This window comes from Acidipila sp. EB88 (assembly GCF_003858395.1).
GTDB lineage: Bacteria > Acidobacteriota > Terriglobia > Terriglobales > Acidobacteriaceae > EB88.
Genome location: NZ_QWEV01000005.1, coordinates 3,093,406 through 3,118,765, shown reverse-complemented (window position 1 = coordinate 3,118,765; position 25,360 = coordinate 3,093,406). Strand labels below are relative to the sequence as shown.

Genomic DNA, 25,360 nt, shown 5'->3' with positions numbered 1-25,360 from the left:
CATACCCTTTTTGCAGCTGCTTCTGAGTTGCACGCTGCCGCGCATGCAAGCTGTTGTGGCAACCCCCTACAATGCTCGCTCGTGAACCAAGAACAATGGCAGAGCAGAATGCGAGCAGTGATGAAGAGTATCTGCAGTTGGAGCTGTCACCTCCTGCTGCTGTTCCCCCTGGCCTTCCTGCTGCCAGTACCGGCAGCGCAGGCACTTCCCGATGCAAGCCTTCAGTACACCCGTCGCGTCTGGCACGTGCAGGACGGCCTGCCGGAGGAGACGGTTCAGGCCATCCAGCAGACGGACGACGGTTCCCTGTGGATCGGAACCACGGGCGGGCTTACCCGCTTCGATGGCAATCGATTTGTCTCATTCGGTCGTAGCAACACCCCGGCTTTTACCGACAACAGCGTCTTTTGCCTGCTTGCCGCGCATGACCGTACGTTGTGGGTCGGCACCGAGGGCGGTGGCCTGCTCCACTTTGAGAATGGCGTATTTCACCGCTACAGCGCGGCCGAGGGCCTGACCGACGGGTTCGTACGCAGCCTGGTGGAAGATGAGCGGGGTCAGTTGTGGATCGGCACCGACAATGGTCTGTTCCGCATGACACGGGGCGTGATCGAGCGGGTGGAAACCTCGCAGTTCACAACATCGCTGGCAGTGCACTCGATCTACCAGGATCGCGAGCACCGGATCTGGGTAGGCGGGCTGCGACTCCTGATGTTCGACGGCGCGAACGTGCGGCAGTTCAGGTTGCGCGGGGCGTACAGCCAGAATCGTGTCAAGACCATTCTGCAAACCAGTGACGGCACCATCTGGGTGGGTACCGTCGGAGGGGTGCAACGGCTTGGCACGCATGGCTTCACCTTGCTGGCGGGGATCTCGGCTACCGTGCGCAGCCTCCGGCAAACCGCCGACGGTACCCTCTGGATCGGCACGATCGGCCACGGGCTGTACACATACGCGGGCGGCAAATTACACAAGGCAAGCGGTGCGGGTCTGCTGCCCAGTAACACCGTGCTCAGCATGGTCGGAGACCACTCCGGGCAGACTTGGATCGGCACGCAGGATGGCCTGGTTCGACTGAGCAAAACGCCGGTCGGGGTGGTGCCCCTTCCCGGCGGGTTCGACCCGGACTTCGAGACGATCTCCTACGACGAACAGGGTCCAGGCAGTGGTGACAGGAACGGCACGGTTTGGGCTGTTTCTTCCCGCGTGTATGCCATTCGCCACGACCATGCACTGCCTTACACCTTCAAGGCCATCGCGGGCATCGCGGTGCGCAATGTCTACCGCGATCACCAGGGAACGTTGTGGATCGGCACCGATGGCAGCGGCGCATTTCACCTCGCGCAGGGCAAGGCTGTGCACTATTCCGCACCAGGTGGCTTGGCAAATAACTTCGTGCGCGGCTTTCTGGAAGCGCGTGACCATTCCATGTGGGTCGCCACTGACGAAGGGGTGAGCCGCATCGCGGGCGGCCGGGTACGCAACTTCGGCATGCGCGACGGCCTCGCCTATTTCAGTACCCGGTCGCTCCTGCAGGATCGCGAAGGTAACGTCTGGATCGGAACCGACCAGGGGCTCAGCACATGGAATGGTACGCGGCTGGTGACAAACGCCGCAACCCGCGCGCTGCGCGAGGAGAAGGTCTGGTCCATCCTGGAAGACGACGAAGGATCGCTCTGGTTCGGCACGCGCGATCATGGCATCTTTCGCTATCGCGATGGAGCACTGCTGCAGTTCACCACTGCGCAGGGGCTGGTCAGCAACAGCATCTACCAACTGCTCGAAGATCGCTTTCACCAGCTCTGGGTAAGCAGCCCCAACAGCATCTTCTCCATCCCGCTGGATGCGCTCAATGCGGGCACCCCGGGCAATGTGCAGCCGGTGACGATCTACAGCATGCCCTACGACGCAGATGATGCCCAGATGTATGGCGGCCGTCAGCCCTCCGGCTGCATCGGCGCAGACGGCAGCCTTTGGTTTCCCAGTGATCGTGGCGCAGTCCACATCGTGCCCGAGCCGGCACCGCGGCTCCAGGCACCCCGGTTGCTTGTGACCCGCGTGGCCGTGGATGGCAGTGAGGTAAAGCCCTCGGACCTCCACCTGCTGACCGCCGACGTTTCCCGGCTTGAGATTGCATTTGCACCGGGTTCCCTGCAATCGCAGGAAGAGACCCGCTTCCGCTACCGTCTCAAGCCGTTTGATCGCAACTGGACCTATGCCGGCTCTACGCGGAGCGCCACTTACACCAACCTGCCGGCTGGCCGCTATCACTTCGAGGTGGTGGCATTTCCTCTCGACAATCCCTCGTCCACCTCCGAGGCCGTGCTGGACTTTCGCAAGCAGCCGCATCTCTACCTCACCTGGTGGTTTCTCTCGCTTGTCGCGGCCCTGCTGAGCTTGTGCAGCCTGGCGTCGTATCGCTGGCGCATGCGCCTGCTGCAGCTTCGGTTCGGAGCCGTGCTCGAGGAGCGGAGCCGCCTGGCCCGCGAAATGCACGACACCGTGATCCAGGGCTGCACCAGTGTGTCGGCCCTGCTTGAGGCAGTCTCGAGCCTGGAGCGCGAAAACCACTCGCTGCGTGGAGAGCTGATCCAGTATGCGCGCACCCAGATGCGTTCCACCATCAACGAGGCGCGGGATGCAGTGTGGAACCTTCGCCACCGCGATCGACATGGGGATGAGCCGCAGCAGGATCTGTTCGAATCGACCTGCTTGATGGCCGAGCACTTTGCCCGCGACTTCAACACGCCTGTAGACTGCACCACGGACGGTGGCTCTTTCCCGTTGCCCTCCTCGATCGCCCATGAACTCCTGATGGTAATTCGGGAGGCGCTGCATAACGCCGTGCTGCATGGGATGCCGACCTCGATCGTGATCCACTTCGATTTCAGGGCGGAGGAGCTTGAAGTCAGGATCCGCGATGATGGCACCGGCTTCTGCCCGGGCGCTGCACCCAGCGACGGCCAGTCCCATTACGGCATTGCCGGCATGGAAGAGCGCATTGCGCGTTTGGATGGACACATCGAATGGATGAGTGTGATGAACCAGGGCACGACCGTGCGCTTTCGCCTCAAGCGGTCCTCCCTGTTTCCGCCCCGGGAGAAAGCAGAGCTATGAACGAGACCCGAGTGACCGCGCCGATTCGCGTGCTGATCGTAGACGACCATCCCATCATGCGCTTTGGCGTGGCTGCCATCATTTCGGCAGTGCCAGGCATGACAGTGGTGGCACAAGCCGGTACGGCTGCGGACGCGGTGGAGTTGTTTCGCGAGCACACACCCGATATCACGCTGATGGACCTGCGATTGCCCGACGGCAGCGGGGCAGCTGCGATTCGCTCGATCCGCTGCTTCGCGCCCCAGGCAAAGTTCATCGTGTTGACAACCTATGATGGGGATGAAGACATTCACCAGGCGCTCGAAGCCGGCGCACGCGGCTACCTCATCAAGGGCATGCCCCACGAGATGCTCACCAGCGCAATTCGCAAGGTGCATGCCGGCGGGCGCTTTGTGCCTGCGCCCGTGGCCCGCGCTCTCGCTTCACGGCCGCGCGACGGCGAGCTCAGCTTGCGCGAGCGCGAGGTGCTGTCGCTGCTGGTTCGCGGCAGAAGCAATCGCGACATCGCCACGGAACTCTCGATCAAGGAGGCCACGGTGAAGTCGCACGTGAGCGTGATCCTCATGCGCCTGAACGTGACGGATCGAACACAGGCGGTGATCACCGCACTGCAACGAGGCCTGGCGCACCTGTAAGCTGAACCGCCAAGCAAGCAACCAAGGCTTACCTCAAGGTCGCAGGTGCCGTTCGAGCTCGAGGTAAAAGTGGCCATCGGAGTCAACGGCCTCAGGCGGGCGATTGCGGAAGCGCTGGTGGCGGAAGACCACAGCATTCGCCCTACTCGATCGCTACTCGCGCAACATCGATGCGGAGATGCAGGTCACGGCGACGCAGCAAAGTCGCAGCGTGGGCTGTTGCGGCTCGCATTCACGCGAAAGAAGCGGTGTATCGGTAGCGTTCACGCATTCGGCCGTCACCGGGTGACGCTCACCTCGTACCACGTGGTGGCAGTGTCGCCCAGGTGCAGGCGCCAGTTCACCCCGTCTTTGGTCGCCGCAACAGCTGGCCCCTTTGGTCGACCTGCTCCGTCGAGCGGCTGCAGCATTACCGCGCCTGCAGGATCCAGCGAGCTCAGGCTCAGGTTCCCCGCGACCTGTTCGATCAGGGTTGGCGAGACGCCCCAGTCGGTAAGGTCGGTGCCGGCAATGTTCCACGTCTGCCCTGTGTTCTCTACCCGGCCGCCTGCCACCAGCAGCATGCGTGCCGACTGCGCAATGGGCTTCCCGTCGAGCGAACTGAGCAGCACCGTGCAGAAGCTGTTGCGGAGCTCGGTTGACAGATGCCGTACGGACTTGCCGTTTGCTGTCACGAATCCGATGAGCCCCTCCGTGCGCGGAGTATCAATCGTGACCAGTCCGGTTTCGCGCGGCGAGCTGTACCAGGCAAGCTGCTGCGTGTCAGAGACGATCGGGCTGGTGCTGGCGAAACTGGATGCATCCACAAACGGCCGCGTCGGCGCTCCATCGAGCGACTGGACCCTCACCTCGTGCTCGAGCGGAAGCGCCAGCGGAAAGCCCGGGGTAAAGTAAGGCCGCTCCGAGGCAGCCGGCAACAGCATGCTGTCGAAAACCTCCGCCCGCGTGTACGAGCGCTCGGCTACTGTACGGGCCGCGGCGACATCTCCGCGCAGAAACATCAACGCTCCTTGCGCCAGCTCCGGCATCTTGACCGGGTCGTGCGAGATGTCGAAGGGGTCGCCCACGACGGGTTTCCACGCGGGTTCGGCCTTCGGCTCGAAGGTGTACCACAAGATCGCGTCCCAGTCCTGCAGCAGCGCGTATGCGGCAAGGATGGGAATGCCTTCGCCACCGTAGTCGTTCGGAAACGGGTTATTTACCTCGCTTGCGGTGTACGGCTTGCCGGCGATTGCGGAGCGCGACAGCTCGACCACGGTGGAGTGCAACGGGTCATTCACCATGGGCGCTTTGCGCACGTACATCTCGGGGTGTTGCCAGTAATCATGGCCATCCATCACGTCCATGCCGGCGGTCGCCAGCAGTGTGGGATAGCCGCTGTTTGCATGGCTGTGATCTGCCGTCGCCATCACCAGCGACTTCGACCCCAGGGTTGATTTCACATACCGCTCCATATTCTCGAAGTACGTGCGCTGGAGCTCGTCGTAAAACTCTGCTTCCGCGTAGAAGCGAAGCGGCTGGGCAGTGGCCGCATCACCTTTGGAAGCAAGCAATGGCAGTGCACGCAGCGAGGCGGTATGCGCCGTTGCTCCCGGCTCGGCGTCTACCGCGGTCACCGAGCTCACAATCTGGCGGAGCTTATCGATCTGTTCAGGAGTGCGGTGTGTGGCAAGCCACTGGTTGTACATGCCCGTCAGCTCGACCAGGTAGAAGGGCGACGGCGCCCGGTAGCCGATGTTGAGTGCATTCTCGTTGTTGATCTCGATCACCGCCACCGCCGGATCCTCGGTGTAGGGGTGGCCGGTGTATGGGTTGCGGTGCGTCAGGAGCTCGCGCGCATACTCCTTCTGCAACTCGATCATGCGTGCATCGAACAGCGACGTGCCCTTGGCTCCTTCATGCAGCGCCGCCGCATCGTGCACGCCATCGGCGGTGTTGAACGGCCTGCCGACGAGAAGGTTGAAGTCGATGTAAATGCCGCGCTTTTCAAGCTCCGCGATGAAGTAGTCCTCACGGTCCAGCTGCCGGGGATCGAGCGCGCGTGTATCAGCCCGCGTGGTATCGAGCAGCCCACGTGGCTCCTTCAAATCGAGAAACTGGAAGCGCACGCAGTTCACCCCGAACCGGGCCAGCGTTGAAGCCCACAACGCGGCGTCCACCTTCTCGGGGATCTGTCGCGAACCTGCGCTCCAGTCCGTGATATTGACGCCCCAAAGACGCACGCGCTGCGCATCGCTCGTGGCCAGATGCCCATTCTTCACCACCAGAAACCCGTGCTTCCCTGCCGGCGCGTCCAGCAGGAAGGACACGTCCACGGGCGAGTGCGAGGCGAGACCCGCACGGTGGTCCATGGTAAACGGAACCATGCCAGCCGTGGTCTGCGCGCGAGTTCCCGCGCTGCCGGCACCCACAGCAAGCAACAGGGCAACAGTGGCGATTTGTTTTCGCATCCAGCGTGATCCTTTCCGGACTTGCATTCGACCAGGGAGTACAGACGGAAGCCGCTCCGAACGGGCCACAAGGCCTTGCGAACTCCACTCTTCGGACAGCAACACGGGCTGGCTAAGCGGAGCGCAGGGCCTGCTCTGCTTCTTTTCTTGCCCGCGTGAGTGAGGCCACCGGTTCTGTTGTGGGGTAGTACTCCATCGCGATGAACTTATCGTAGTGAGCTGCGGCCAGCGCCTTGTAAATCTGCGCGTAGGCGACCTCGCCGGTGCCTGGCTCGTGGCGTCCAGGCACGTCGGCAATGTGCACCAGGCCGACCATGTCGATGTTCTTCTGAAGCTTTTCGATCAGGTTTCCGAACGCTCTCTGCTCATGGTAGAAGTCGTACAACACCTTCACGTTGTCACGGCCCACCGCACGCGTTATCTCAAAACCGTCCGAAACCGTTTGCAGAAAAATTGTCGGGTTTTCCAGCGGATCAATGGGCTCGATGACGATTTGCACGTGATGCTTTGCAGCCATGTCCGCCGCCTCTTTCAGGGTATCGATAGCCACCTGCCGCTGCTTCGCAAGCTCCAGTTCCGCGACCCGCCTGCCGGACAACAGGATGATCTGCGGGCACTCCAGCTTTCGCGCGTCATCAATCTGCACCTGCAGCTGTTGCAGAAACGATGTCGATTCCTCGGGCACGGCGAAGCCTGCCTTGACGCCGCTCATGGCGTCTACGACCAGCCCGAGTCCGCGCATCCTAGTCATAATTCTCTGCGTCTCCTGGGGCGACCACTTCTGGAACTCGCCGGTCAGCTCGACCCCGTTGTAGCCTGCCTCGGCTACCATCTCTACGCAGCGATCGAACGACGCCTGCTTCGCAAGCGCCCACAGCATGAACGAGAAGCGTACCTGCTTTGACGAGGCAGCGGGCTGCGCCGTGGCCGGGCGTCCAAAGGTCTGGCTCACCGCGGTGGCAAGCGCTAATTGTGCAAAACAACGACGATTCATGCTGTACCTTTTCTTTCCCCGGAATTCCTATTGCAGTGCTTCACTTCAGGCGAACGGATGCAAAGCATGCAGGTAAGCGTAGTCCGCGGCGGCTGCCTCGATCGCCGGCATATCCGGGAAAGGTGGCTCCTGCTCGACGAAGTAGTGCTCAATATGGATGTTCACCGCGGCGGCGAGGATAGGCTTGTAGTCGATGTACCCGCGTCCCAGCTCGGTGCCTTGCGGGCGCAGTGCGCCGGCAAGCGAGGTGCTCGCTGCGCTGCCGCGGAGGAAGTCCTTGATATGCAGCATGCGAATCCGCTGCGGATACCGACGGAAGTACTCCTCGGGTCTGTGGCCTGCCGCAATCATCCAGCCGCAATCGATCTCGAAGCACACCAGGTGCTTGTCAGTCTCCGCGAGCAGAATGTCGTAGCCCATGGCTCCGCCATCAAGCGGGGCGAACTCCATGTTGTGATTGTGGTAGGCGTACTGCAGGCCTGCCTGCTTCGCCATCCCGCCGATTACGTTCAGGCGCGCCGCCATCTTCTTGTAATCATTCACCGTGGCGCGCGCTGCACCGGATGGAAGCAGGGCCGAGCAGACCACCGAGTGCGCGCCCACAACCTTCGCGTCGTCCAGCAGGGAGGCGAGAGCGCCGCTGTTGAGCTGCAGATGCACGCTGGGGCACACGAGCCCTGCATCGTCCAACTGCTGGCGGAACTGTTTCGCGCCAAGGCCCGCAAAGCCCGCGGTTTCCACTTCGCGGTAGCCGATCCTGCGGAGCTGTCGCAAAGTGCCGGGCACGTCCTTCTGCAGCTCCGCTCCCACGGTATACAGCTGGATTCCGGCCGGCTGTCTGGTAGTCCCGGCTCCGGCGGTGCGAGCGAGCAGCGCAGACGCGGCGGTCGCTCCTCCTTGCAGCAAAAAGCGGCGACGCGCAACATTCTGGATCTCCATGATTCCTGCCTCGGGTTCTTTACTAGGTTTCCAATTCTGGGGTGTTCTGCCGCGACACATGTCGTTGCGAAATCAATCGCACCCACTATAGGGGAACGGCACGACAACGTGAATCCTACGGAAGTCGGATCTGGAACACTGCGCGGGACCGTACCCGGCTATTTACCGGCAGTCCAACTTTGGTCTGATTCGCAACGAGCCTCCACAGGCATACCTTGGTGAACGCGAACAGGTGTAGCGGAAGCGTAAGGGGAGGCGCAATGGGTCGATGCGCGATGTGGAACCGCAGGCATGGCAAGCCTCGCGGTAAAGGTTTGGGATCTCGAAAGCTCGCAGCCAGGTACGTCCTTGTAATTGTGCTCGTATGGCTGCTGCCTGCGCTATGGACGCCGGCCGCGGGCGCGCAGACGTCGCCGCGCCGCCCCGCCATCACCGGCATCTCGCACCTGACGCTCTACGCCGATGACCTCGCTCGCTCAGAGCGCTTCTACACACAGCGACTCGGATGGGAGCAGGTACCGGCAGCGGGTGCTGGCTCCGGCGTTCGCTTCTACGCGAACCATCAGCAATACATCGAGCTGCTTTCGCCCCCGCAGCCAAATCTCTCAGACCGGCTGGCGGGCTTTGGCTTCGTCACAGCCGACGCCGATGGGTTGCGCCACTTCCTGGGAGCTCACGGCGTCGCCGTTCCCTCGCATGTCACCACGGAGCGGGACGGCAGCCGTACCTTTCTCGTGCACGACCCCGCGGGGAACCGGGTTGCCTTCACGCAGCTTGGCAGCCATCCCGTGCCTGCGCCTGCGGATCTTTCGCGGCGTCTCAGCACGCACATCATGCACCTCGGCTTCGTGGCCAGAGACCGCGCCGCGCTGGACGGCTTCTACAAAAACCTGCTTGGTTTTTCCTTGTACTGGCAGGGCTCTGCCAAGCCGGGCAAGGCTGACTGGGTGATGATGCAGGTTCCCGATGGCACGGACTGGATCGAGTACATGCTGTACCTACCGGCTGCACCCGGGCGCGCACAGCTTGCGAGCGCCAATCATTTCGCTCCGGGCGTGGACAGCATCGATGCCCTGCAGAAGCAGCTGCGAGCACAAGGCTGGAAGCCTTCCGCCGAGGAGAAGCCGCCACTGCTTGCGCTCGATGGTAAGTGGCAGCTCGACCTCTTTGACCCGGACGGTACCCGCGTGGAGTTCATGGAGTTCAAGCCGGTTGGCAAAGTCTGCTGCTCCCCGTTTACAGGCCGTACGCCGGGCGCGTATCCCCACTGGTAGCAGGGCCCCAGCACCAACAGCAAGGCCACCTGCGACCAGCCAACTTCGCTTCTTCCCTGTCGTCCACCGCAGGCTGCTCGCCGCTAACAACCCCTGGTGCACCCAGGGCACATGTTCGAAGGGAACCACCATGCTTTTCTCGCGTCGCGACTTTTTGGAACTGAGCACGCTTTCCGCTGCCGGACTTGCCCTGGACTCCTCGTTGCACCCTCTGCACGCGCTCGCGCAGTCGAGCGCCCATTCTGCGTCCGCATTTACGGCGACCTCTGCGGAATGGCCGCTGGCTCCTGCGTTTCGACAGGTGCGACCGCTCGACCAGGAGTGGCGTTTTACGCGCATTGATCACACCCCGGGCGAAAACAGCGCGGCCATGGCAACGAATGCGCCTGCTTCCGATGCAGCCTGGACAATGGTGAATGTGCCACACACAGTTCGGCTTGAGCCGTTCAACGCCAGCGGCATGCGCAATTTTCAAGGCACCTGCTGGTACGAGAAGCATCTCGAGATCCAGCCGCAGTGGCACGGCCGCACGCTGCACCTGGTCTTCCAGGGAGCCATGGGCGTCACCGACATCTGGCTCAATGACACCCACCTCACCACCCACTACGGCGGCTACCTGCCTTTTGTGGTCGACATCTCCGACCACCTGAACGCCACGGGCGCGAACCTGCTGCGGCTGCGCCTCGACAACACCGACAACCAGCAGGTTCCACCTGGCAAGCCGCAGGACCAGCTTGACTTTGTCTATTTCGGCGGGCTGTATCGCAGCGTGGAGCTTCGCGTTCTCCACCCGTTGCACATCAGCGACCCGGTCGTTGCAGACAAGCCGGCCGGCGGAGGCATCTTCGTCACCTTTCCGGCGGTCAGCAACGATGCCGCCACCGTGCAGGTCCAGTGCGAGGTCGCGAACACGTCGTCCTCGTTGCGCCGAGCCCGGGTCAGCCACGAGCTCCGCGCTCCGGACGGCAGCATCGTGGCCAGCTCCGAGGCTCCCGTCGAGGTCCCTGCATCCTCCTCGAAAACATTGACGCAAATGCTGCATGTACGCGCGCCGCTGCTCTGGCATCCTTACCACCCGCATCTGTACCGGTTGCACACCGTGATCCTTGAAGATGGCAAGCCGGCCGACGACCAGTACACCCGCATCGGTATCCGCCGCTTCCGCATCGACAAGGAGGAGGGACTTTTCATCAACGGCGAAAAGTTCTTTTCGCTCGGAGCGAATCGTCACCAGGACCATCCATATGTCGGCTACGCGCTGCCGGCCTCGGCGCATTACCGCGACGCCCTGAAGCTGCGCGACGCGGGCTTTACCTCCTACCGCTGCCACTATCCCCAGCATCCGGCCTTTATGGATGCATGCGACGAGCTTGGCATCCTGGCCATCATCTCCAACCCGGGCTGGCAGTTCATGGGAGACGAAGTGTTCCGCAAGCGCGTTTACCAAAATGCGCGGGAGATGGTCCGTCGCGACCGCAACCGCCCCTCTGTGCTGCTGTGGGAGGCGCAGATGAACGAGACCGACAATGATCTGGTCGCGGCTGAACTGTTCCGCATCATCCACGAGGAGTACCCGGTCGCAGACTGCTATACGGCAGGCGATCGCCTCACCCGCCCCGTCGCAGACTTCAACGGGTGGGACGTGGAGTACTCGCGCAACGACGGCAGCAAGCCGCTGTGGATACGCGAGTGGGGCGACCAGGTGGATAACTGGACCGATCAGCAGGGCAGCGTGCGGGTGCCGAGAGACTGGGGCGAAACGCCCATGCTGGTGCAGTCCTCCAGGCACCTGCAGGCGCTCAACGAGATCTACGCAGAACAGTCTGAGCCGCTCAAGCCGGGCACAGCGCGCGCAGCGGGCGCCGACCTGTGGGCGGGCATTGACTACTACCGGGGCTACCATCATCAGCCGTTCTACGGCTCCCCGCTCGACCTGTTCCGGCTGCCGAAGTTCGACTACTACCTGTTCCAGAGCCAGCGGCCTGTGGACCCCAAAACATCGCATGCCGGCAGCGGGCCGATGATCTTTGTGGCCAATTTCGCGTCCTTTCAATCGCCCACCAACGTCACGGTGTTCAGCAACTGCGAACAGGTGCGCCTCACGCAGAACGGCAAGGAAGTGGCCGTGCAGACACCGGACGCAGGCTACCACCTGCCGCATCCCCCGTTTACCTTCCGTCTCGAACAGTTCAGCGCCCTGCACTCGATGCTGTTTGCAAGCGGCGTGGCGCAGCCCGGCACCGCCATCGGCAACGTCAAGGCAGAAGGCCTGGTCGGCGGCAGGGTCGTAGCGGTGCACGAGATCAGCGCGCCCGGTGTGCCGACACAACTCAAGCTGGTGCTGGATGATTGTGGACGGCCTCTGGTCGCCGACGGGGCTGACTGGATCCGCGTCTACGCGCATATCTGCGATGCACGTGGGACCACCTATTCTTTCGGTGAGGACGCGGTGACCTTCCGGGTCAGCGGCGAAGGCGCAGTGATCGGCACCGCGGAGCTGGGGGCAAACCCGATGCGCGCCCAGGCGGGCATTGCGACGGCCCTGGTGCAGGCCACCAGCCGCCCCGGCACGATCACCGTGGAAGCAGAGGCATTCGGGCTTACCAGCGCTACGCTTCACTTCGCATCAGAGGCGGCTGCCATCGCGGCGACGCGCTGAACTAGGTTGAACACCATGCGGCCGCTCGGCGCGCGCTAGAGCGGCCGGGGCCGCCTGGCCCGAATGAGAGCGCTCATTGTCGACGCCGCAGGGGTCTCGAGGCTTTCCAGCCCTCCTATCACTGCCGCGGCATCACGGTCGTTGCGATTCTGGCTGGCTTTCCACTTGCCTTCGATGCGGGTGATGGCTAACTCCAACCCGACGATGCCGCGGCTTAAGTTCGCAATGAACTCAGGGGGTGCATCGGCCAGCTTCCACGGCACCCGCGCAACCACTTCATTCTGATCCGTGAGCGCGCGGAGGTGTTCCAGCAGCCACGCAGGCTCCTCGATGACGCGCAGCACCCCATAGGCATGCACAGCCACATAGTTCCACGTGGGCACTTCTTTCCCATGCGTCTGTTTGTCCGGGTACCACGATGCGGAGATGTAGTGCTGCGGGCCGGTGAAGATGGCAAGGGCTTCGCTCTGCGGCAGGTGATCTTTCCACTGCGCGTTGGCACGGGCTACGTGGCCGCGCAGCACTCCCAGGCCTGCCGCATCCTCGTGCAGCACGACCGGGATGTGCGAGGCGACCATGCCCTGCTGTGTCTCCGTGACCAGCGCACACAGAGGAAAGGCACGCATGAACTCCCGCAGGGTCGGGATGTCGTTTTCAGCATTGCAGTGCGGTGTATGCATAACGTTGCGTGTCACCCGGGAGACGCGTGTGGATCACCTCTCTTGATGATCGCGGACCGGGCAGGAAGTGGCAAGTCAGCCTTGTCTTGCAGGGCTGGGTCATCACGCGCGGGAGTCTTCCGAGGCGCGATTCAAGCTGCGCTGTGATAAACACTTCTTCAAGCTCCATCTTTTGCGCAGCGTGGATGCAGGAGACCAGCCGCGTTGCGCCAGGAGTTGTGCTGTGCTCACTCGAGAGCATGGCGGTCGCACTCTCCATGTGCGAGTGGAGCCGTTTGGATTGGAGTGAGCCATGCCAGGTGAGGAGTCGTCGATCAGCACGACGAAGCCACGACCGCCGCAGAACGGCAGCGCCGCGGTGGAGGACTCACGCGAAGCATTGATGCGGCAGGTGCTGGCGTCGCGCACCTTTGCCAAGTCGGCGCGGCTGTCGCAGTTCTTCGAGTACGTGTGCCGCAAAGCGATCGAAGGCCACAGCGACCAGATCAACGAGCAACAGATCGGCGTGCATGTGTTTGGGCGGTCGCCCGCCTACAGTGCAACCGACGACAGCATTGTGCGCACGCAGGCCCGGCTCCTGCGGCAGCGGCTCGAAGAGTACTTCGAGCATGAGTGCCCGGGCTGCCCGGTGGTGGTGCTGATTCCCAAGGGCGGGTATGTGCCGGTGTTTGAACCTCGGACCCATGGCCGCCCTGGGATGGTACTGGCGGTGGAACCGCTGGCGAGGGCCACGCCTTTGCCAGAAGCAATTGGCAGCCCGGACCTGCCGACCGCGCACAGCAACCCTGCGCCAGTGGTACCGGTGCAGCCAGCAGGGCAGGCGGCCGCCGGCGTGGTTGAAACAGTGCGGAGCCGGAGCCACGCGAACGTTCCACCCGCTGCAGCCCTGCTTTTGCCGTCAGCAGAGCCCCGCAAACGTGCACGGCAGCTTTGGACCGGGGGCGCCGGGGGCGCCGTGTGTGCGGTGTTGCTGCTGATGGCCGTGATCGTGGCGCAGCCGTTGCACCTGTGGCCGCAGCACCCCGCAACATTGTGGAGCAGCCTCTTCGCCACCGGCAGGCCTGTGGTGATCGTTCCGTCGGACGATGGTTTGGTATTGTCGGAGGAGCTGCGCCGGGCGCCGGTGACGCTGGACGAGTACCTCAGCGGAACCTACCTCCGTGGAGCGTCCGCGGTGAAAGCAGCCCCGGGCGGCACGGATGGCAACGCCGACCAGCTGGTAACCGCAGCATGGCTCGCCTCGCACCAGTACACCAGTACCGCCGACCTGGCCCTCGCGATGCGATTGAACCGTTTGCCCGAGGCCGAGGCCGCCCAGGTGGAGACGCGGTATGCGCGGAGGCTGCATCTGCAGGACCTGAAGAGCCGCAACGTGATCCTGATCGGCGGGATCGGGGCCAACCCGTGGGTGGGGCTTTTTTCACCCCTGCTGAACTTCGACGTGAACTATGACTGGAAGAGCCAGCAGGGCTACGTGATCAACAAGAACCCGCAGGCAGGCGAGCAGCAGCGCTACAGCGAGCGCAAGGACACCACCGGGGCGACCAGTTATGGAGTGCTGGCTTACCTCCCCGGGATCAGCGGCGAAGGCAGTGCCTTGCTGTTTGAAGGCTCGGGCATGGCCGGTACCGAGGCCGCCGCGGACTTCCCGTTTAGTGGCGAGGCTTTTGCCAGCTTCCTGCGCCGGATCGTCCCCTCCGGCGGCACCATCCCCTACTTCGAGGTACTGCTTGAGACCCGGAGCGTGGGCGGCGATGCACCCGGGCCCAAGATCGTGGCGTGGCGGCATATCCCCGGCTAGCTCGCCCTGCATGAGATAAGCTCTTTCGGTGCAACACATTTCACAGTTAAAACCTCTCTCCTCTTCCCCCGTTTCAGGCAGGAACGGTGAAATACCTTGCCGCGTCCGCCCGGTGCCGCAATACTCCGGGCAGCTTTCCAGAACGCGTCTGCCGGGGTTGAGCAGGGGTTCCGGCAAGCGAACCAGGAGGCAGCAGGCTTGAGGTGGACACGGCGACAGTTTGTGGGCACGACCTGCTCCGGGGCGGCAGTGACGGCGCTCGGGCTGATCGGTAGTTCTGCGCATGGGGCCGTGTCCGGTTCTGAAGCGATGACCGCGGCAACTAAATCGGTAGCAGGCCCCGCAAAGCACCCGGCTGTAGGCGCACCCATGACTCCAGTTGAGGCAGCGCGCGGGGTGCTCACGCGTCAGCTCGGCCAGCATGCCGCCTCGTTCCAGCTGGAACTGCTGCAGGGTCAGAACGACGAGCAGGTGTACGAGATCGAAGCTGCCGGCGGAGTGGTGCGCATCCAGGGCACCACCGCGGTGGCGATCTGCCGTGCGGCCTACGCTTACCTGCGTGCACAGTGCGGCGCGATGATCACGTGGAGTGGCCGGCACCTCGATCTGCCCGAAACCCTGCCACCTGCTCCGAGGGAGAGGGTCGCCTGCCCGTACCGCTACGTGCAGTACCTGAACCCGTGCACCTATGGCTACACCATGGCTTTCTGGGACTGGGCGCGCTGGGAGCGCGAACTCGACTGGATGGCCCTGCACGGCATCAACATGCCGCTGGCGATGGAGGGCCAGGAGTGGGTGTGGCAGAAGGTGTGGCTGAGCTTCGGGGTGTCGCAGGCAGAGATCGATGCCTTCTCGACCGGACCGGGCCACCTGCCGTGGCACCGCATGGGCAACATCAACAACTTCGCCGGGCCGCTGCCGCGGCACTGGATCGAGGAGCAGCGGGCGCTGCAGCGGCAGATCTTGGACCGGATGCGCGCTCTGGGCATGAAGCCCGTGGCGCCTGCATTTGCCGGGTTTGTGCCGCAGGGCTTTCTGCGGGTTAAGCCTGAGGCGGAAACGTTCACGCTGTTATGGCTGCCCAAGGAGTTCCTGGCAATCCCGCGGAACACGCGGACCTTTATCCTGCACCCCAGGCAGGAAGAGTTGTACCGCGAGATCGGCAAGCGATTTATCGAGGCGTACAAGGCCGAGTACGGAGAGGTGTCGTACTACCTGGCCGACACCTTCAACGAGCTCGCCGTACCGGTGAGCGAGGGCCGGCGGTACGAGGATCTAGAGCAGTTTGGCCGCACGGTCTTCGCCGGGATTGAAGCCGGCGACCCGCAGGGCACCTGGGTGATGCAGGGCTGGCTGTTTGTGTACGACGCAGCGTTCTGGGATTCGCGCTCTGTAGAGGCCCTGCTGAAAAGCGTGCCAAACGAGCGCATGCTGATCCTCGATTACTCGAACGACTTGGTGCCGGGGCTGGCGGACAAGTATGCGCCGGGGCCGTGGAAGCGCGATCACGCGTTCTTCGGCAAACAGTGGGTCAACGGGATGGCTCACACGTTCGGCGGCAACAACAACGTCAAGGGCAATCTTGCGCTGATGGCTGCCGAGCCGGCGGCAGTGCTTGCAAACCCTGACAAGGGAAACCTGGTGGGTTGGGGCATGTGCCCGGAGGGCATCGAGACCAACGAGGTGGTGTACGAGTTGATGACTGACGCCGGCTGGCTCGCGGGCTCGATCGATCTCAACACCTGGGTGCCACAGTACTGCCAGGCGCGGTACGGGGCCTGTCCGCCGGCGATGGCGCAGGCATGGGCGCTGCTGCTTGAAAGCGCGTACAGCGCGCACATATGGATGACCAAGCAGGCGTGGCAGGGCGAGCCGAGTTTTGAACCGGCAGCGGCATCGATCGATGCAGGACCGGTTTTTGCGAGGGCCACGGAGCTGTTCGTATCGTGCTCGGATGTGCTTGGCAAACAGGAGTTGTACCGCAATGACCTCATCGAGTTTGTGGTGCAGGCCGCAGGAGGGTATGTGGACGAGCAGCTGGCGCTTGCCGTGCAGTCAATCCGCAGCAAGGAGCTGAAGACGGCGCGTTCGCACGCGGACCACGCGCTCGCGATGCTGGGGAAGATGGATGCCCTGATGCACCTGCGCCCCGATCGCCGGCTGGAAACGTGGGTCGGGGCGGCACGCGCCAAGGCATCGACCGACGATGAAGCGGCGTTCTACGACGAGAACGCGCGGCAGCTGATTACGACGTGGGGCTGGCCAGGCTTATCGGACTATGCGTCGCGGGTGTGGTCTGGCCTGATCCGGGATTACTACGCGGCGCGCTGGGCCGCGTGGCTCGATGCCGAGATTCGGGGCACGGAGTTCTCGCTTGACATGTGGCAGCAGACCTGGCTCTCGAGGCCATATCGCGCGAGCACGCCGATGCCAGTGAACGACCTGTTCGGGACGGCGCGTGCCATGCTGAGCACTGCGGGAGGATCGCGATGAGCACAATAACGGTACCGGCGACCACTGGACAGAGACTGCTTTCGATCGACGTGCTGCGCGGCGTTACGGTTGGCTTCATGATCCTGGTCAACAACAACGGCAACAATGACCTGGCCTATCGCGCGCTGAACCACTCGCCGTGGAACGGCTTCACGCCGACGGACCTGGTGTTCCCAACATTTTTGTTCATCATGGGGATCTCGCTGGTGTTGTCTTCGGGGGCGCGGATCGAGCGCTCCGGGGGCCGCGACCGCACCGGCATCACGGTGTCGCACACGTTGCGCCGGTTCGCACTGCTCGTGTTTTTCGGGCTGGTGGTAAACGGCTTTCCGTACTTCCACCTCTCGACGCTGCGCGTGTACGGCGTGCTGCAGCGGATCGCCGTGTGCTACCTGCTGGCAAGCCTGCTGCTGGTGCTGACGCGTCGCGCCTCTGCATTTGTGGTAGTTACAGTAGCACTGCTCGTGGGCTACTGGGTGCTGCTGCGCTGGATGCCGGTGCCGGGGCATGGCCTGCCGGTACGCGACTTCCCTTTGCTGGATCGTGACATCAACCTGTGTGCCTGGATCGATCGACACGTGTTTCCGCATCGCCTTTTCGAAGGCACGCGCGACCCCGAAGGGTTGTTGAGTGACCTTCCATCGCTGGCCTCCACCTTGCTGGGCGTGCTCACGGGTTTGTGGCTGCGCGTAGCACGATCCCAGCAGGCCAAGGCGCTCGGCATGGCAGCCGTATCGATCGTGCTCTTGCTTGCCGGGCAGGCGTGGAACCTCTCCTTCCCGATCAACAAGAAGCTGTGGACCAGCTCGTACGCGCTGTATGCGGGCGGATGGAGCCTCCTGCTGCTGGCCATCACCTACTACCTGGTGGAGGTACGCGGTGTCGGCAAAAGCAACGAACGCAGTTCACTCTGGCCGGCGCTGGCGCTTGGCACCAACGCGATCACCGCATACGTACTGTCGGAACTGCTGTCGTCGGCAGTGTCGGTGTTCCACGTGAATGCGCAGCAATCGTTCCAGCAGTGGATCTACGGACGAGTATTCGAGCCGATAGTGAATCCTGCCTTCGGATCGATGGCGTACTCGATCGTGTTCGTGCTGGTGTGCTGGGTGCCCGTATGGGTGCTCTATCGCAGGAAGATTTTCCTGAAGCTGTAGCCGGGCCAAATGCGTCGTTGGGAGGAGTGAAGGTGATGGAGTTTGAACCATTCAAGATCAGCAGCGGAGAGAAGGGACCTGTAATTGTTTCGCGCACGCGCGCCCGTATCCTGACGTTCGCAGGCGCGGACCGCAGCCCCGAGGAAGAGGCTGTGCGCTCTTCGGGGTTCTGCTTCGCCGACACCGCGAGCACGCACGCTCCGCTTGCGAAACTGAAAGCCACTTACTGCTTTACCCCCGGTGGCAAAGCGGCCGTGCTGCCGCAACAGTGGGGCCGGCGCACGTTTCCTCCGAAGTAAGCAGCCACCTGCTGCGTTCTGTTCCCTGCGCTTCCCGCCCTGTTGTAAACGCGGCCCGGAGACACCGGCCGCGAGAAGGAGTTGCTGATGCATCGCACATCCCGCATTCACCGCATCGTCTCGTTCTCTGCGTGTGCCCTGGCCACAACCGTTGCAGCCTCGGCCCAGGTCACCAGCGCCCGACTGGGCGGCACGGTAGCTGACAGCAGTGGTGCCGTCATTGGCCATGCGCAGATCAAGGCGAACAACACCGCAACCAACCTGACCCAGATGGCCACCGCAAACGACAGCGGCGAATACCAGTTTGCGTCGCTGCCCCCCGGCCCTTACACGCTGACGATCACGGCGCCCGGCTTTGCACAGAAGGTGGAGAACGGCGTTGTGCTGACCGTCGGCCAGTCGGCCACGCTGCCGGTGGTGCTCGCCATCGGCGCCGACACGCAGAGTACGACAGTCAATGCGAGCGAAGCGATGATTAACTCCACCTCGGCGGAGATCAGCACGGTCATTGACGAGCACTCCGTGAAAGAGCTGCCCTTGAACGGTCGCGATCCGTCGAGCCTGGTGTTCCTGTCTGCGGGTGTCACAAACGAGCTGCAGTCGCAGGCCTCAACGCTGCCCACCAGCAACTCTTTTCCAACAGAGAGCGGCGCATCCGCAGGCGGCGGACGCCAGGGAAGCACGTGGTACCTGCTCGACGGCGTATCCAACATGGACACCTTCGCGCTACTGGCCGCACCATTTCCGAATGCCGATGCTACCCAGGAATTTCGCGTCATCACGAACAACTTCGATGCGCGGTATGGTTTTGCTCCGAGCGCGGTCGTTAGCATCCAGACCAAGAGCGGCACCAACGAGTTTCACGGCGGCCTCTTCGAGTTCATCCGCAACAATGATCTGAACGCCGGCAACTACTTCTCGGGCGCTGTCGACCAGTTGAAGCGCAACCAGTTCGGCGGCTATATCGGCGGACCGATCCTGCATGACAAGCTGTTCTTCTTCACGAACTACCAGGGCACGCGCAACACGTACAACTCATCGACCAACCCGACCTATACGCCTACAGCGGCGATGCTCGCGGGCGACTTCAGCGCGGTACCGGCGAGTAACCTTGATGGTCCGCTTGCTTCAACCGTCTTCAACCCCGGCACGCAGCAGGTAAACACCGCGAAGTTCAGCCCCGGAGCGGTTGCGCTGGCCGCTTCCCTGCCACTGGGCCAGGCTGCCGCCACGGGCCTCACCAACTTTGCCAGCCCTGGCGTCAAGGCGAGTTACGACGAGAACACGTCACGCATCGACTACAACATCAATGATTCGCAGCGCGTGTTCCTGCGCAGCTTTCTGTACAACTACAACCAGCCGGGCGCAACCACGCCGGGCAATATCCTGGCAGGCATCACCGGGCAAAACGGCACGTACCTGAACCTTGTTGCCGGGCATACATGGACGGCGTCGCCTTCCCTGCTGAACAGCGCCACGCTGTCGTGGGCACAATTGAACTATGCCACGGGCACGGTCGAGAAAGATGCCAGCGGAAACCCTGTCTGCCTGTCGCGCTACCTGGCTGTCAGCGATCCGGCGGGCTCCTGCTATATCTCGGGGCTGACGGCATTCTCCGGCAACGTACTATACGGCGGCGGGCTCGGCTTCAACGCCTTCAACGGCAGCCCGAATGATACGCATCGACGCTACTGGTGGTTTACCGATACGGTCACCAAGACCATCGGCAAGCACACAATCACGGCCGGGACCGACATCATGCATCGCTATGGTTCGGAGTTCTACGGCGGCTCCACCAATCCCAACGTGAACGTCAATGGTCAGTACACGGGCTTTCCGCTGCTCGACTTCCTGCTGGGCGATGTGGCGACCTTCAGCCAGGGTGCGGGTGAAAGCGGCAGCGAGAACGGCTGGATGTTCGGCGTGTATGGGCAGGACCAGTGGAAGGTGGCGCAGAACGTGACGGTCACCGCCGGCCTGCGCTGGGATCCGAACATCGCACTGACCATCAAGAATGGCCGTGCCGCGGCCTATCGTCCTGGCCAGCAGAGCACGCGGTACCCGGGTGCGCCGGTGGGGCTCGTGTTCCCGGGCGACGCCGGCGTGGGCGAAGGGCTGATGCCAACCACCTACGGATACTTCGAGCCGCGCATCGGCATCGCATGGCAACCGCGCGGCTCGACATCGATCCGCGCAGGCTTCGGCATGTTCACCACGCCATTGGAAGACGCTTTCTACAACAAGATGTGGGACGCTGCTCCGTTTGCGCCGTCGTACACGCTCAATGGTTTGTTCGACATCACCAAACCCGGCGACACCACCGCGAACCGGCCTCTTTCGCTCGATACTCCCTGGTCGACACTGGCTGCAACCGGTGGCAAGAGCCCGTTCCCGCCCTTCGCCAGCCCTTCAAACCTGCCTGCGGCAAACGTGTCGTTCGCGCAGTTTTCACCCGTAGCGATCCCCGGCACGTTTGCCAGCAACTTTCACCTGGGAATGACGCAAAGCTGGAACCTGTCACTCGAGCAGCAACTTACTCCGTCGCTGGCTGCTCATTTCGCGTATGTCGCCAGCGAGAGCTACCACCAGGCGACCACGGTGGAGCAGAACCCGGGCATCTTTGCCAATGGCGGCGTGCGCACGCTCACCACGTTCAGCTCAATCATCCAGGTGCAGGATGGAGCAACGGCTTCCTACGAATCGCTGCAGGCAGGGTTCGAGCAGCGCATGAAGCACGGCCTGCAGGTACAGTCGAACTTTACCTTCTCGCACACCACGGACGTGGGCGGGTCGGGCGATCCTTCGTTCGAGTCGAGCGTCAGCGATCCGTTCGACATCGGCCACGACAAGGGCGATTCGAGCCTGAATTATCCCATCGTGTGGGTCACGAACGGGATCTACCAGGCGCCCGAGCTGCGGCACCACGGTGCGTTGCTGCGCAACACGCTGGGCGGCTGGGAAGTGAGCGCGCTATACACACTACAGTCGGGTCCGCCGTTCACGATCAACGGCGGCAACGGCAACAACAACTCGGGCTTCCAGGTTGGGCAGGATCGCGCCGATCTCACGGGACGTCCGATCCTGGTGCGGCAAGGCAGCAAGCAGAACTGGCTGAACCAGTACTTCAGCACGGACTCTTTCACCCAGAACGCGCCGGGAACGCCAGGCAACTCGGAGAAGTTCATGCTGCAGGAAGCACCGATCAGCACGATGGATGCGGCGGTGATGAAGAACTGGGAGTATCGCGAGCGGTACCGGCTGCAGTTCCGCTGGGAGGCGTTCAACGCGCTGAATCACCCGAGCTTCGGCCAGCCGGATTCCAACCCGACCGACTCGAACTTCGGCCAGATCACCAACATCGGCGTGATCGCCCCACGCGTGATGCAGGGAGCGTTGAAGCTGACGTTCTAAGTGTCCGGCAAGAAGATAAGGGCAAGGCGGCATGTGGTCTACGCTTCAACGGCGTGGGCCCATGCTGTTTTTTGTTCCCTGCCCGCGCAGCATGCCTGACGAGTATCTGAGGCGGGAGGCGCCTTTTCCGCCGGCAAGGATGAAGGACGAAGGATGCACGGGTGTCGGCGCCTCACTCCCTTGCTTCCGGACGCAAAGCAAATCCTCTGGGGTGCCGACGGCGTTTGTCAATTCGACGTCTTATCCAGCATGGACTCACGCGAAGCTGCATCGCACGTCAGGATCGTCGTCAAACCCTACGCAAGCGCTCTGCCGCTTGGCTGCTTCTCGTTCGCGATCGGCAATGCGTTGTACAGCGCGTTCCTGCTGCATTGGCTCCCCGCGTCCGAACACAAGCTTCTGGCGGTCACGCTGCTCTCCTTTGTGGCGCCGCTTGAGTCGATTGCGTGCTGGATGGCGTTTCTCTCGCGCGACACCGGTGCTGCTACCGCCATGGGGATCTTTGCAGCTTCATGGGTGGCGCAGGGGGTGGTCTTGCTGGAGTTCGGCGCAGCGCCAAGCCCCACGATCGGCGTGCTGCTGATCAACCTTGCCGTGTGCCTTGCGATCATCCTGTTCATCACGTATCGAGGGAAGCCGCTGTTGGCGGTGGTGATCGCCTTTGCGCTGCTGCGCACCGGTGCGGCAGCAGCCGTGGAACTCGGTGCGAAAGGTCCGTTCCCGGCGATAGCAGCAGGGCTTGGTTTCTGTGTGTGCCTATCGGCTTTTTACGCCGGGTTGGCCCTGCTGGTGGAGGACGTGAAGGGCAAGATCATGCCATTCACGCTGCGCAGTGCGGATGCCGAGAACGCCATGGCCGGCAGCTTTGAAGACCAGATGAGCCACGTGGTGAACGAGGCAGGCGTGCGTCACCAGTTGTAAGCGGCGCGACGTATCCGTAGGGTGAGCAGAAAAAGTGCAGCGGCGCCAAGGCGCCGCTGCACTGCAAGTACCGCAAGTGATGGTGCTGGGGAAAACTAGTTGGAAAGATTCAGGTTGAGGCTGTTGGGAGCCGCGATCGAGATCGGTGTGCCGCTGGTGGCGAAGTAACCGTTCCCCTTGACAGTGATGCTGGCCGGATCGTTGAAGCCCGGGTTGGGGATCACGAGGCCGCCGGCAACCTGGTTGCCGAGGATTGCGTTGCCCTGGATCATGACCGGCGCTGGCGCGCTGTTGGGGCTTTCGTCAGGGATCACGGCCAGACCCCAGGCTCCGGGAGCGTTCACGATGTAGATCGTGTTGTTCAACACGTTGCCCGAGGTAGCCGAGATGACCGGGATGCTGCCGGAACCGCCGTAGTAGATTCCATTGCCAGAGATCGTGGCCGTGGTGTAGTTGCCGATGCGGAGCGCAGACGGGGGAGCAAAGCTGGCATCCTCAAGAAACAGGTTGGAGGTAATGGTGGCGTTGCTCTGCGAAGCGAAGGAGTCGAAGGAAGCATCCCGGTTCGCACCGGAGTTAAGCCCTGCCATTCCGTAGGCGATGCCCACCTCGGCCATTCCATCGTTGAACTGGTTGTTGCTGAGCACGTCGTCGGTGGTCTGGTCGCTGACAAAGGAAACGTTGTTGAGAGTGTTGCCCGTGAGCTTGAACTGCGAGCTGCCTTCGGTGGCGTAGATGCGTGCACTCATCATCGTGCTTTCGCCGCCGGCGGATGCGTAACCGGTGATCGTGTTATTGGCCAGCGTGACGTCGGTGAACTGGTCGTACTCTTCCGTCTCCGAGTAGGTCGCGTCGCCGCTGCCGATGCCCCACGAAGAGTTCTGTACGACCAGGCCGCGCTTGAAGCCGCCGCCGAATGCGCCGTGGTTCACCATCCCATTGACCGTGACGGAATCGACGAGCGTGTCATAGGCCATGCCCGTGTTGAAGATGGGATCGTTGGTGTTGATCTGCATATTGGTGAGGGACACGTGATGCGGCGTGACCGGCAGGGTGGTCATACCGAAGGAGCTCGTGCCATCGTTGTAGAACTTCTTCGAGGTCGGGTAGACCAGCGTTACAGTGGTGCCGTTTACGGCCGCGATCGTGTTGAGTTCCGAGAAGTGGCAGTCACCGCCCGCGGTGCCGTTCAAGTCCACACACGCTACGCCGGTGGTGCTGTACGAGCCAGAGTAAAGATAGATGTCCTGGCCGGCGTGGAGCGAAGCAGCAGCGCTGGCGCTGTTGAGCACGATCTGCGTGGCGCCCTTGGCAACCGGTGCCATCTTCATAACGTTCGCGGTGGTGGTGGGACGCGCGAACTCGCCGAGGCCCAGGAGATGTGCCGCGCTGCCGCGATCGGGCGGCGTGATCAAAACCGTACTGTTGCCTGCGCCCTGCAGCGTGATGTTGCCCGGCGAGCCATTGGGGATGTACAGGTAGCGATAGGGCGACGTGATCGGCTCACCATAGATGCTGGTGGAGAACGTCGGGTACTGCGAGCTGCCGTCCGCGATGAACTGGGGCTGCTGCACGTTGTAGCTGCCCGCCCCGATCTGCACGGTGCCGCCACCGGCTGCGACGGCAGCGTTGATTGCTGCCTGGATCGCCTGCGTGTCATCGTGCATCACTACTGCGTTCGACACGGCGGACGGCAGTGCGCTGCTCAGCGTGACGGAGTTGGCGCTGACCTTGACGACCGTCGCGAAGAAGTCTTCGTTCTTGGTCATGGTTGCATTGCCGGCAGGCAGCGTGGTGGGCCATCCGTTGCGCGAGGTGGGGCGCTCACCCGCGTCCTGCGCGACGCTGTAGAAAGGCTCCACTTCCATCAACTGGAAGGGGCCATTGTCCTGCGAAACGTACCAGAGGTAGGAGACCGAGTAGCCAGGGATGAACGACTGCGTGCCGACCCAATTAAACACACCACCGGCGGTGAGTGCGGGCTCGTTGCCGATGCAGGCCTGCGGGCTCGGCGTGCTGATACCACCGAACGGGTCCACGGCACTGACCACGTAGCAATACGTGTGATTGCCCGTGCCGTTGCCCTGCTTGAGCACCTGCGGCTGCGTGGAGAAGGGGTAGGCAAGAACCGGGCCGCCGGCGCCGACGATGTGCACGCCCTGACCCACCTTGAACGCGCCAGAGCTGGGCAGCACGCAACCGGTCAGCGTTGCCGAGCCTGCAGCGCCGGAGCAGGTGCCGGAAGCGCTCGTTGCGGAAGCGCCGAAGCTGGCCACGTTAAAGGTCGGCAGGGCGGCGGGGGTGGATGCCAGGGCGGCGGGCCCGGCGAGCAGGAGAGCGGTGTTGAAGAAAGCAATTTTTGGCAGGGATGCAAACATGTCAGTGTCCTTTTGGTGCACCGGAGGCCGGTAAATTTTTAGCGCGCGGTTTTCCCGTAGCGAAGCAGGGTCGCTTTGGACCGCACTTCACTTGCTTACTTAGCAAGTTCATTTCTCAGCAGCAGGTGTTGGTTTCAGCTTCTGGACCAGAC

The 25,360-nt window shown here is 62.7% G+C and carries 15 protein-coding genes; 10 read left to right on the top strand and 5 right to left on the bottom strand.

What is annotated here, in order from left to right; genetic code table 11:
• Nucleotides 1-120: 120 nt before the first annotated feature.
• Together D1Y84_RS13310 and D1Y84_RS13305 are read left to right on the top strand one after the other, a co-directional pair.
• On the top strand, nt 121-3,117 hold the full coding sequence (locus D1Y84_RS13310) for a sensor histidine kinase (RefSeq protein WP_158615475.1): 2,997 nt from the start codon (nt 121-123) through the stop codon (nt 3,115-3,117).
• The gene (locus D1Y84_RS13305; RefSeq protein ID WP_124849125.1) at nt 3,114-3,752 is read left to right on the top strand and encodes a response regulator transcription factor; all 639 of its coding nucleotides are present in this window, start codon (nt 3,114-3,116) and stop codon (nt 3,750-3,752) included. Before D1Y84_RS13310 ends, D1Y84_RS13305 begins: the two co-directional genes overlap by 4 nt.
• A gap of 278 nt (nt 3,753-4,030) precedes the next feature.
• Here D1Y84_RS13305 and D1Y84_RS13300 read toward each other — a convergent pair whose 3' ends face one another.
• The 3 genes from D1Y84_RS13300 to D1Y84_RS13290 form a co-directional block, all read right to left on the bottom strand.
• Complete coding sequence (locus tag D1Y84_RS13300; protein WP_124849124.1) at nt 4,031-6,202, bottom strand: hypothetical protein; 2,172 nt, start codon at nt 6,200-6,202, stop codon at nt 4,031-4,033.
• A 112-nt stretch (nt 6,203-6,314) separates the two neighbouring features.
• A complete protein-coding gene (locus tag D1Y84_RS13295; protein WP_124849123.1) occupies nt 6,315-7,196 on the bottom strand; it encodes a TIM barrel protein in 882 nt (293 codons plus the stop codon).
• A gap of 45 nt (nt 7,197-7,241) precedes the next feature.
• A complete protein-coding gene (locus D1Y84_RS13290; RefSeq protein WP_124849122.1) occupies nt 7,242-8,135 on the bottom strand; it encodes a sugar phosphate isomerase/epimerase in 894 nt (297 codons plus the stop codon).
• Between the two features lie 356 nt (nt 8,136-8,491).
• Here D1Y84_RS13290 and D1Y84_RS13285 point away from each other — a divergent pair, with 356 nt between their 5' ends.
• Both D1Y84_RS13285 and D1Y84_RS13280 read left to right on the top strand, forming a co-directional pair.
• A complete protein-coding gene (locus tag D1Y84_RS13285; RefSeq protein ID WP_158615474.1) occupies nt 8,492-9,409 on the top strand; it encodes a VOC family protein in 918 nt (305 codons plus the stop codon).
• A 130-nt stretch (nt 9,410-9,539) separates the two neighbouring features.
• Nucleotides 9,540-12,068 (top strand): glycoside hydrolase family 2 TIM barrel-domain containing protein, encoded by a 2,529-nt coding sequence (locus D1Y84_RS13280; protein WP_158615473.1) that lies wholly within the window; start codon nt 9,540-9,542, stop codon nt 12,066-12,068.
• A gap of 35 nt (nt 12,069-12,103) precedes the next feature.
• Here the strand turns inward: D1Y84_RS13280 and D1Y84_RS13275 are convergent, their stop codons facing one another.
• Nucleotides 12,104-12,748 (bottom strand): FMN-binding negative transcriptional regulator, encoded by a 645-nt coding sequence (locus tag D1Y84_RS13275; RefSeq protein ID WP_124849119.1) that lies wholly within the window; start codon nt 12,746-12,748, stop codon nt 12,104-12,106.
• Nucleotides 12,749-13,040: 292 nt separating this feature from the next.
• Between D1Y84_RS13275 and D1Y84_RS18200 the strand changes: the two genes are divergently transcribed.
• The 6 genes from D1Y84_RS18200 to D1Y84_RS13245 all read left to right on the top strand — a co-directional run bounded on the left by D1Y84_RS18200 (nt 13,041) and on the right by D1Y84_RS13245 (nt 22,830).
• Nucleotides 13,041-14,549, top strand: coding sequence for a hypothetical protein (locus D1Y84_RS18200; RefSeq protein ID WP_199726410.1), 1,509 nt, complete (start codon nt 13,041-13,043; stop codon nt 14,547-14,549).
• A 369-nt stretch (nt 14,550-14,918) separates the two neighbouring features.
• On the top strand, nt 14,919-17,042 hold the full coding sequence (locus tag D1Y84_RS13265; protein WP_233581404.1) for an alpha-N-acetylglucosaminidase: 2,124 nt from the start codon (nt 14,919-14,921) through the stop codon (nt 17,040-17,042).
• Nucleotides 17,039-18,199, top strand: a complete 1,161-nt coding sequence (locus tag D1Y84_RS13260) for an acyltransferase family protein (RefSeq protein ID WP_124849118.1) — start codon at nt 17,039-17,041, stop codon at nt 18,197-18,199. Before D1Y84_RS13265 ends, D1Y84_RS13260 begins: the two co-directional genes overlap by 4 nt.
• Before the next feature lie 35 nt (nt 18,200-18,234).
• Entirely contained in the window at nt 18,235-18,498 is a 264-nt protein-coding gene (locus D1Y84_RS13255) for a hypothetical protein (RefSeq protein ID WP_124849117.1), read from the top strand.
• An 87-nt stretch (nt 18,499-18,585) separates the two neighbouring features.
• Nucleotides 18,586-21,909: a TonB-dependent receptor gene (locus tag D1Y84_RS13250; RefSeq protein WP_124849116.1), complete on the top strand. Its 3,324-nt coding sequence runs from the start codon at nt 18,586-18,588 to the stop codon at nt 21,907-21,909.
• Between the two features lie 249 nt (nt 21,910-22,158).
• On the top strand, nt 22,159-22,830 hold the full coding sequence (locus D1Y84_RS13245; protein WP_158615472.1) for a GPR1/FUN34/YaaH family transporter: 672 nt from the start codon (nt 22,159-22,161) through the stop codon (nt 22,828-22,830).
• Nucleotides 22,831-22,925: 95 nt separating this feature from the next.
• Here D1Y84_RS13245 and D1Y84_RS13240 read toward each other — a convergent pair whose 3' ends face one another.
• A complete protein-coding gene (locus tag D1Y84_RS13240) occupies nt 22,926-25,208 on the bottom strand; it encodes a hypothetical protein (protein ID WP_124849114.1) in 2,283 nt (760 codons plus the stop codon).
• Nucleotides 25,209-25,360 lie beyond the last annotated feature (152 nt).

Bases quoted from the DNA above. Each gene is read 5' to 3' on its own strand.
- D1Y84_RS13300 (WP_124849124.1), bottom strand. From the start codon at position 6,202: ATGCGAAAACAAATCGCCACTGTTGCCCTGTTGCTTGCTGTGGGTGCC.
- D1Y84_RS13265 (WP_233581404.1), top strand. From the start codon at position 14,919: ATGACTCCAGTTGAGGCAGCGCGCGGGGTGCTCACGCGTCAGCTCGGC.
- D1Y84_RS13240 (WP_124849114.1), bottom strand. From the start codon at position 25,208: ATGTTTGCATCCCTGCCAAAAATTGCTTTCTTCAACACCGCTCTCCTG.
- D1Y84_RS13290 (WP_124849122.1), bottom strand. From the start codon at position 8,135: ATGGAGATCCAGAATGTTGCGCGTCGCCGCTTTTTGCTGCAAGGAGGA.
- D1Y84_RS18200 (WP_199726410.1), top strand. From the start codon at position 13,041: ATGCCAGGTGAGGAGTCGTCGATCAGCACGACGAAGCCACGACCGCCG.
- D1Y84_RS13280 (WP_158615473.1), top strand. From the start codon at position 9,540: ATGCTTTTCTCGCGTCGCGACTTTTTGGAACTGAGCACGCTTTCCGCT.
- D1Y84_RS13255 (WP_124849117.1), top strand. From the start codon at position 18,235: ATGGAGTTTGAACCATTCAAGATCAGCAGCGGAGAGAAGGGACCTGTA.
- D1Y84_RS13275 (WP_124849119.1), bottom strand. From the start codon at position 12,748: ATGCATACACCGCACTGCAATGCTGAAAACGACATCCCGACCCTGCGG.
- D1Y84_RS13260 (WP_124849118.1), top strand. From the start codon at position 17,039: ATGAGCACAATAACGGTACCGGCGACCACTGGACAGAGACTGCTTTCG.
- D1Y84_RS13245 (WP_158615472.1), top strand. From the start codon at position 22,159: ATGGACTCACGCGAAGCTGCATCGCACGTCAGGATCGTCGTCAAACCC.
- D1Y84_RS13305 (WP_124849125.1), top strand. From the start codon at position 3,114: ATGAACGAGACCCGAGTGACCGCGCCGATTCGCGTGCTGATCGTAGAC.
- D1Y84_RS13310 (WP_158615475.1), top strand. From the start codon at position 121: ATGAAGAGTATCTGCAGTTGGAGCTGTCACCTCCTGCTGCTGTTCCCC.
- D1Y84_RS13295 (WP_124849123.1), bottom strand. From the start codon at position 7,196: ATGAATCGTCGTTGTTTTGCACAATTAGCGCTTGCCACCGCGGTGAGC.
- D1Y84_RS13250 (WP_124849116.1), top strand. From the start codon at position 18,586: ATGCATCGCACATCCCGCATTCACCGCATCGTCTCGTTCTCTGCGTGT.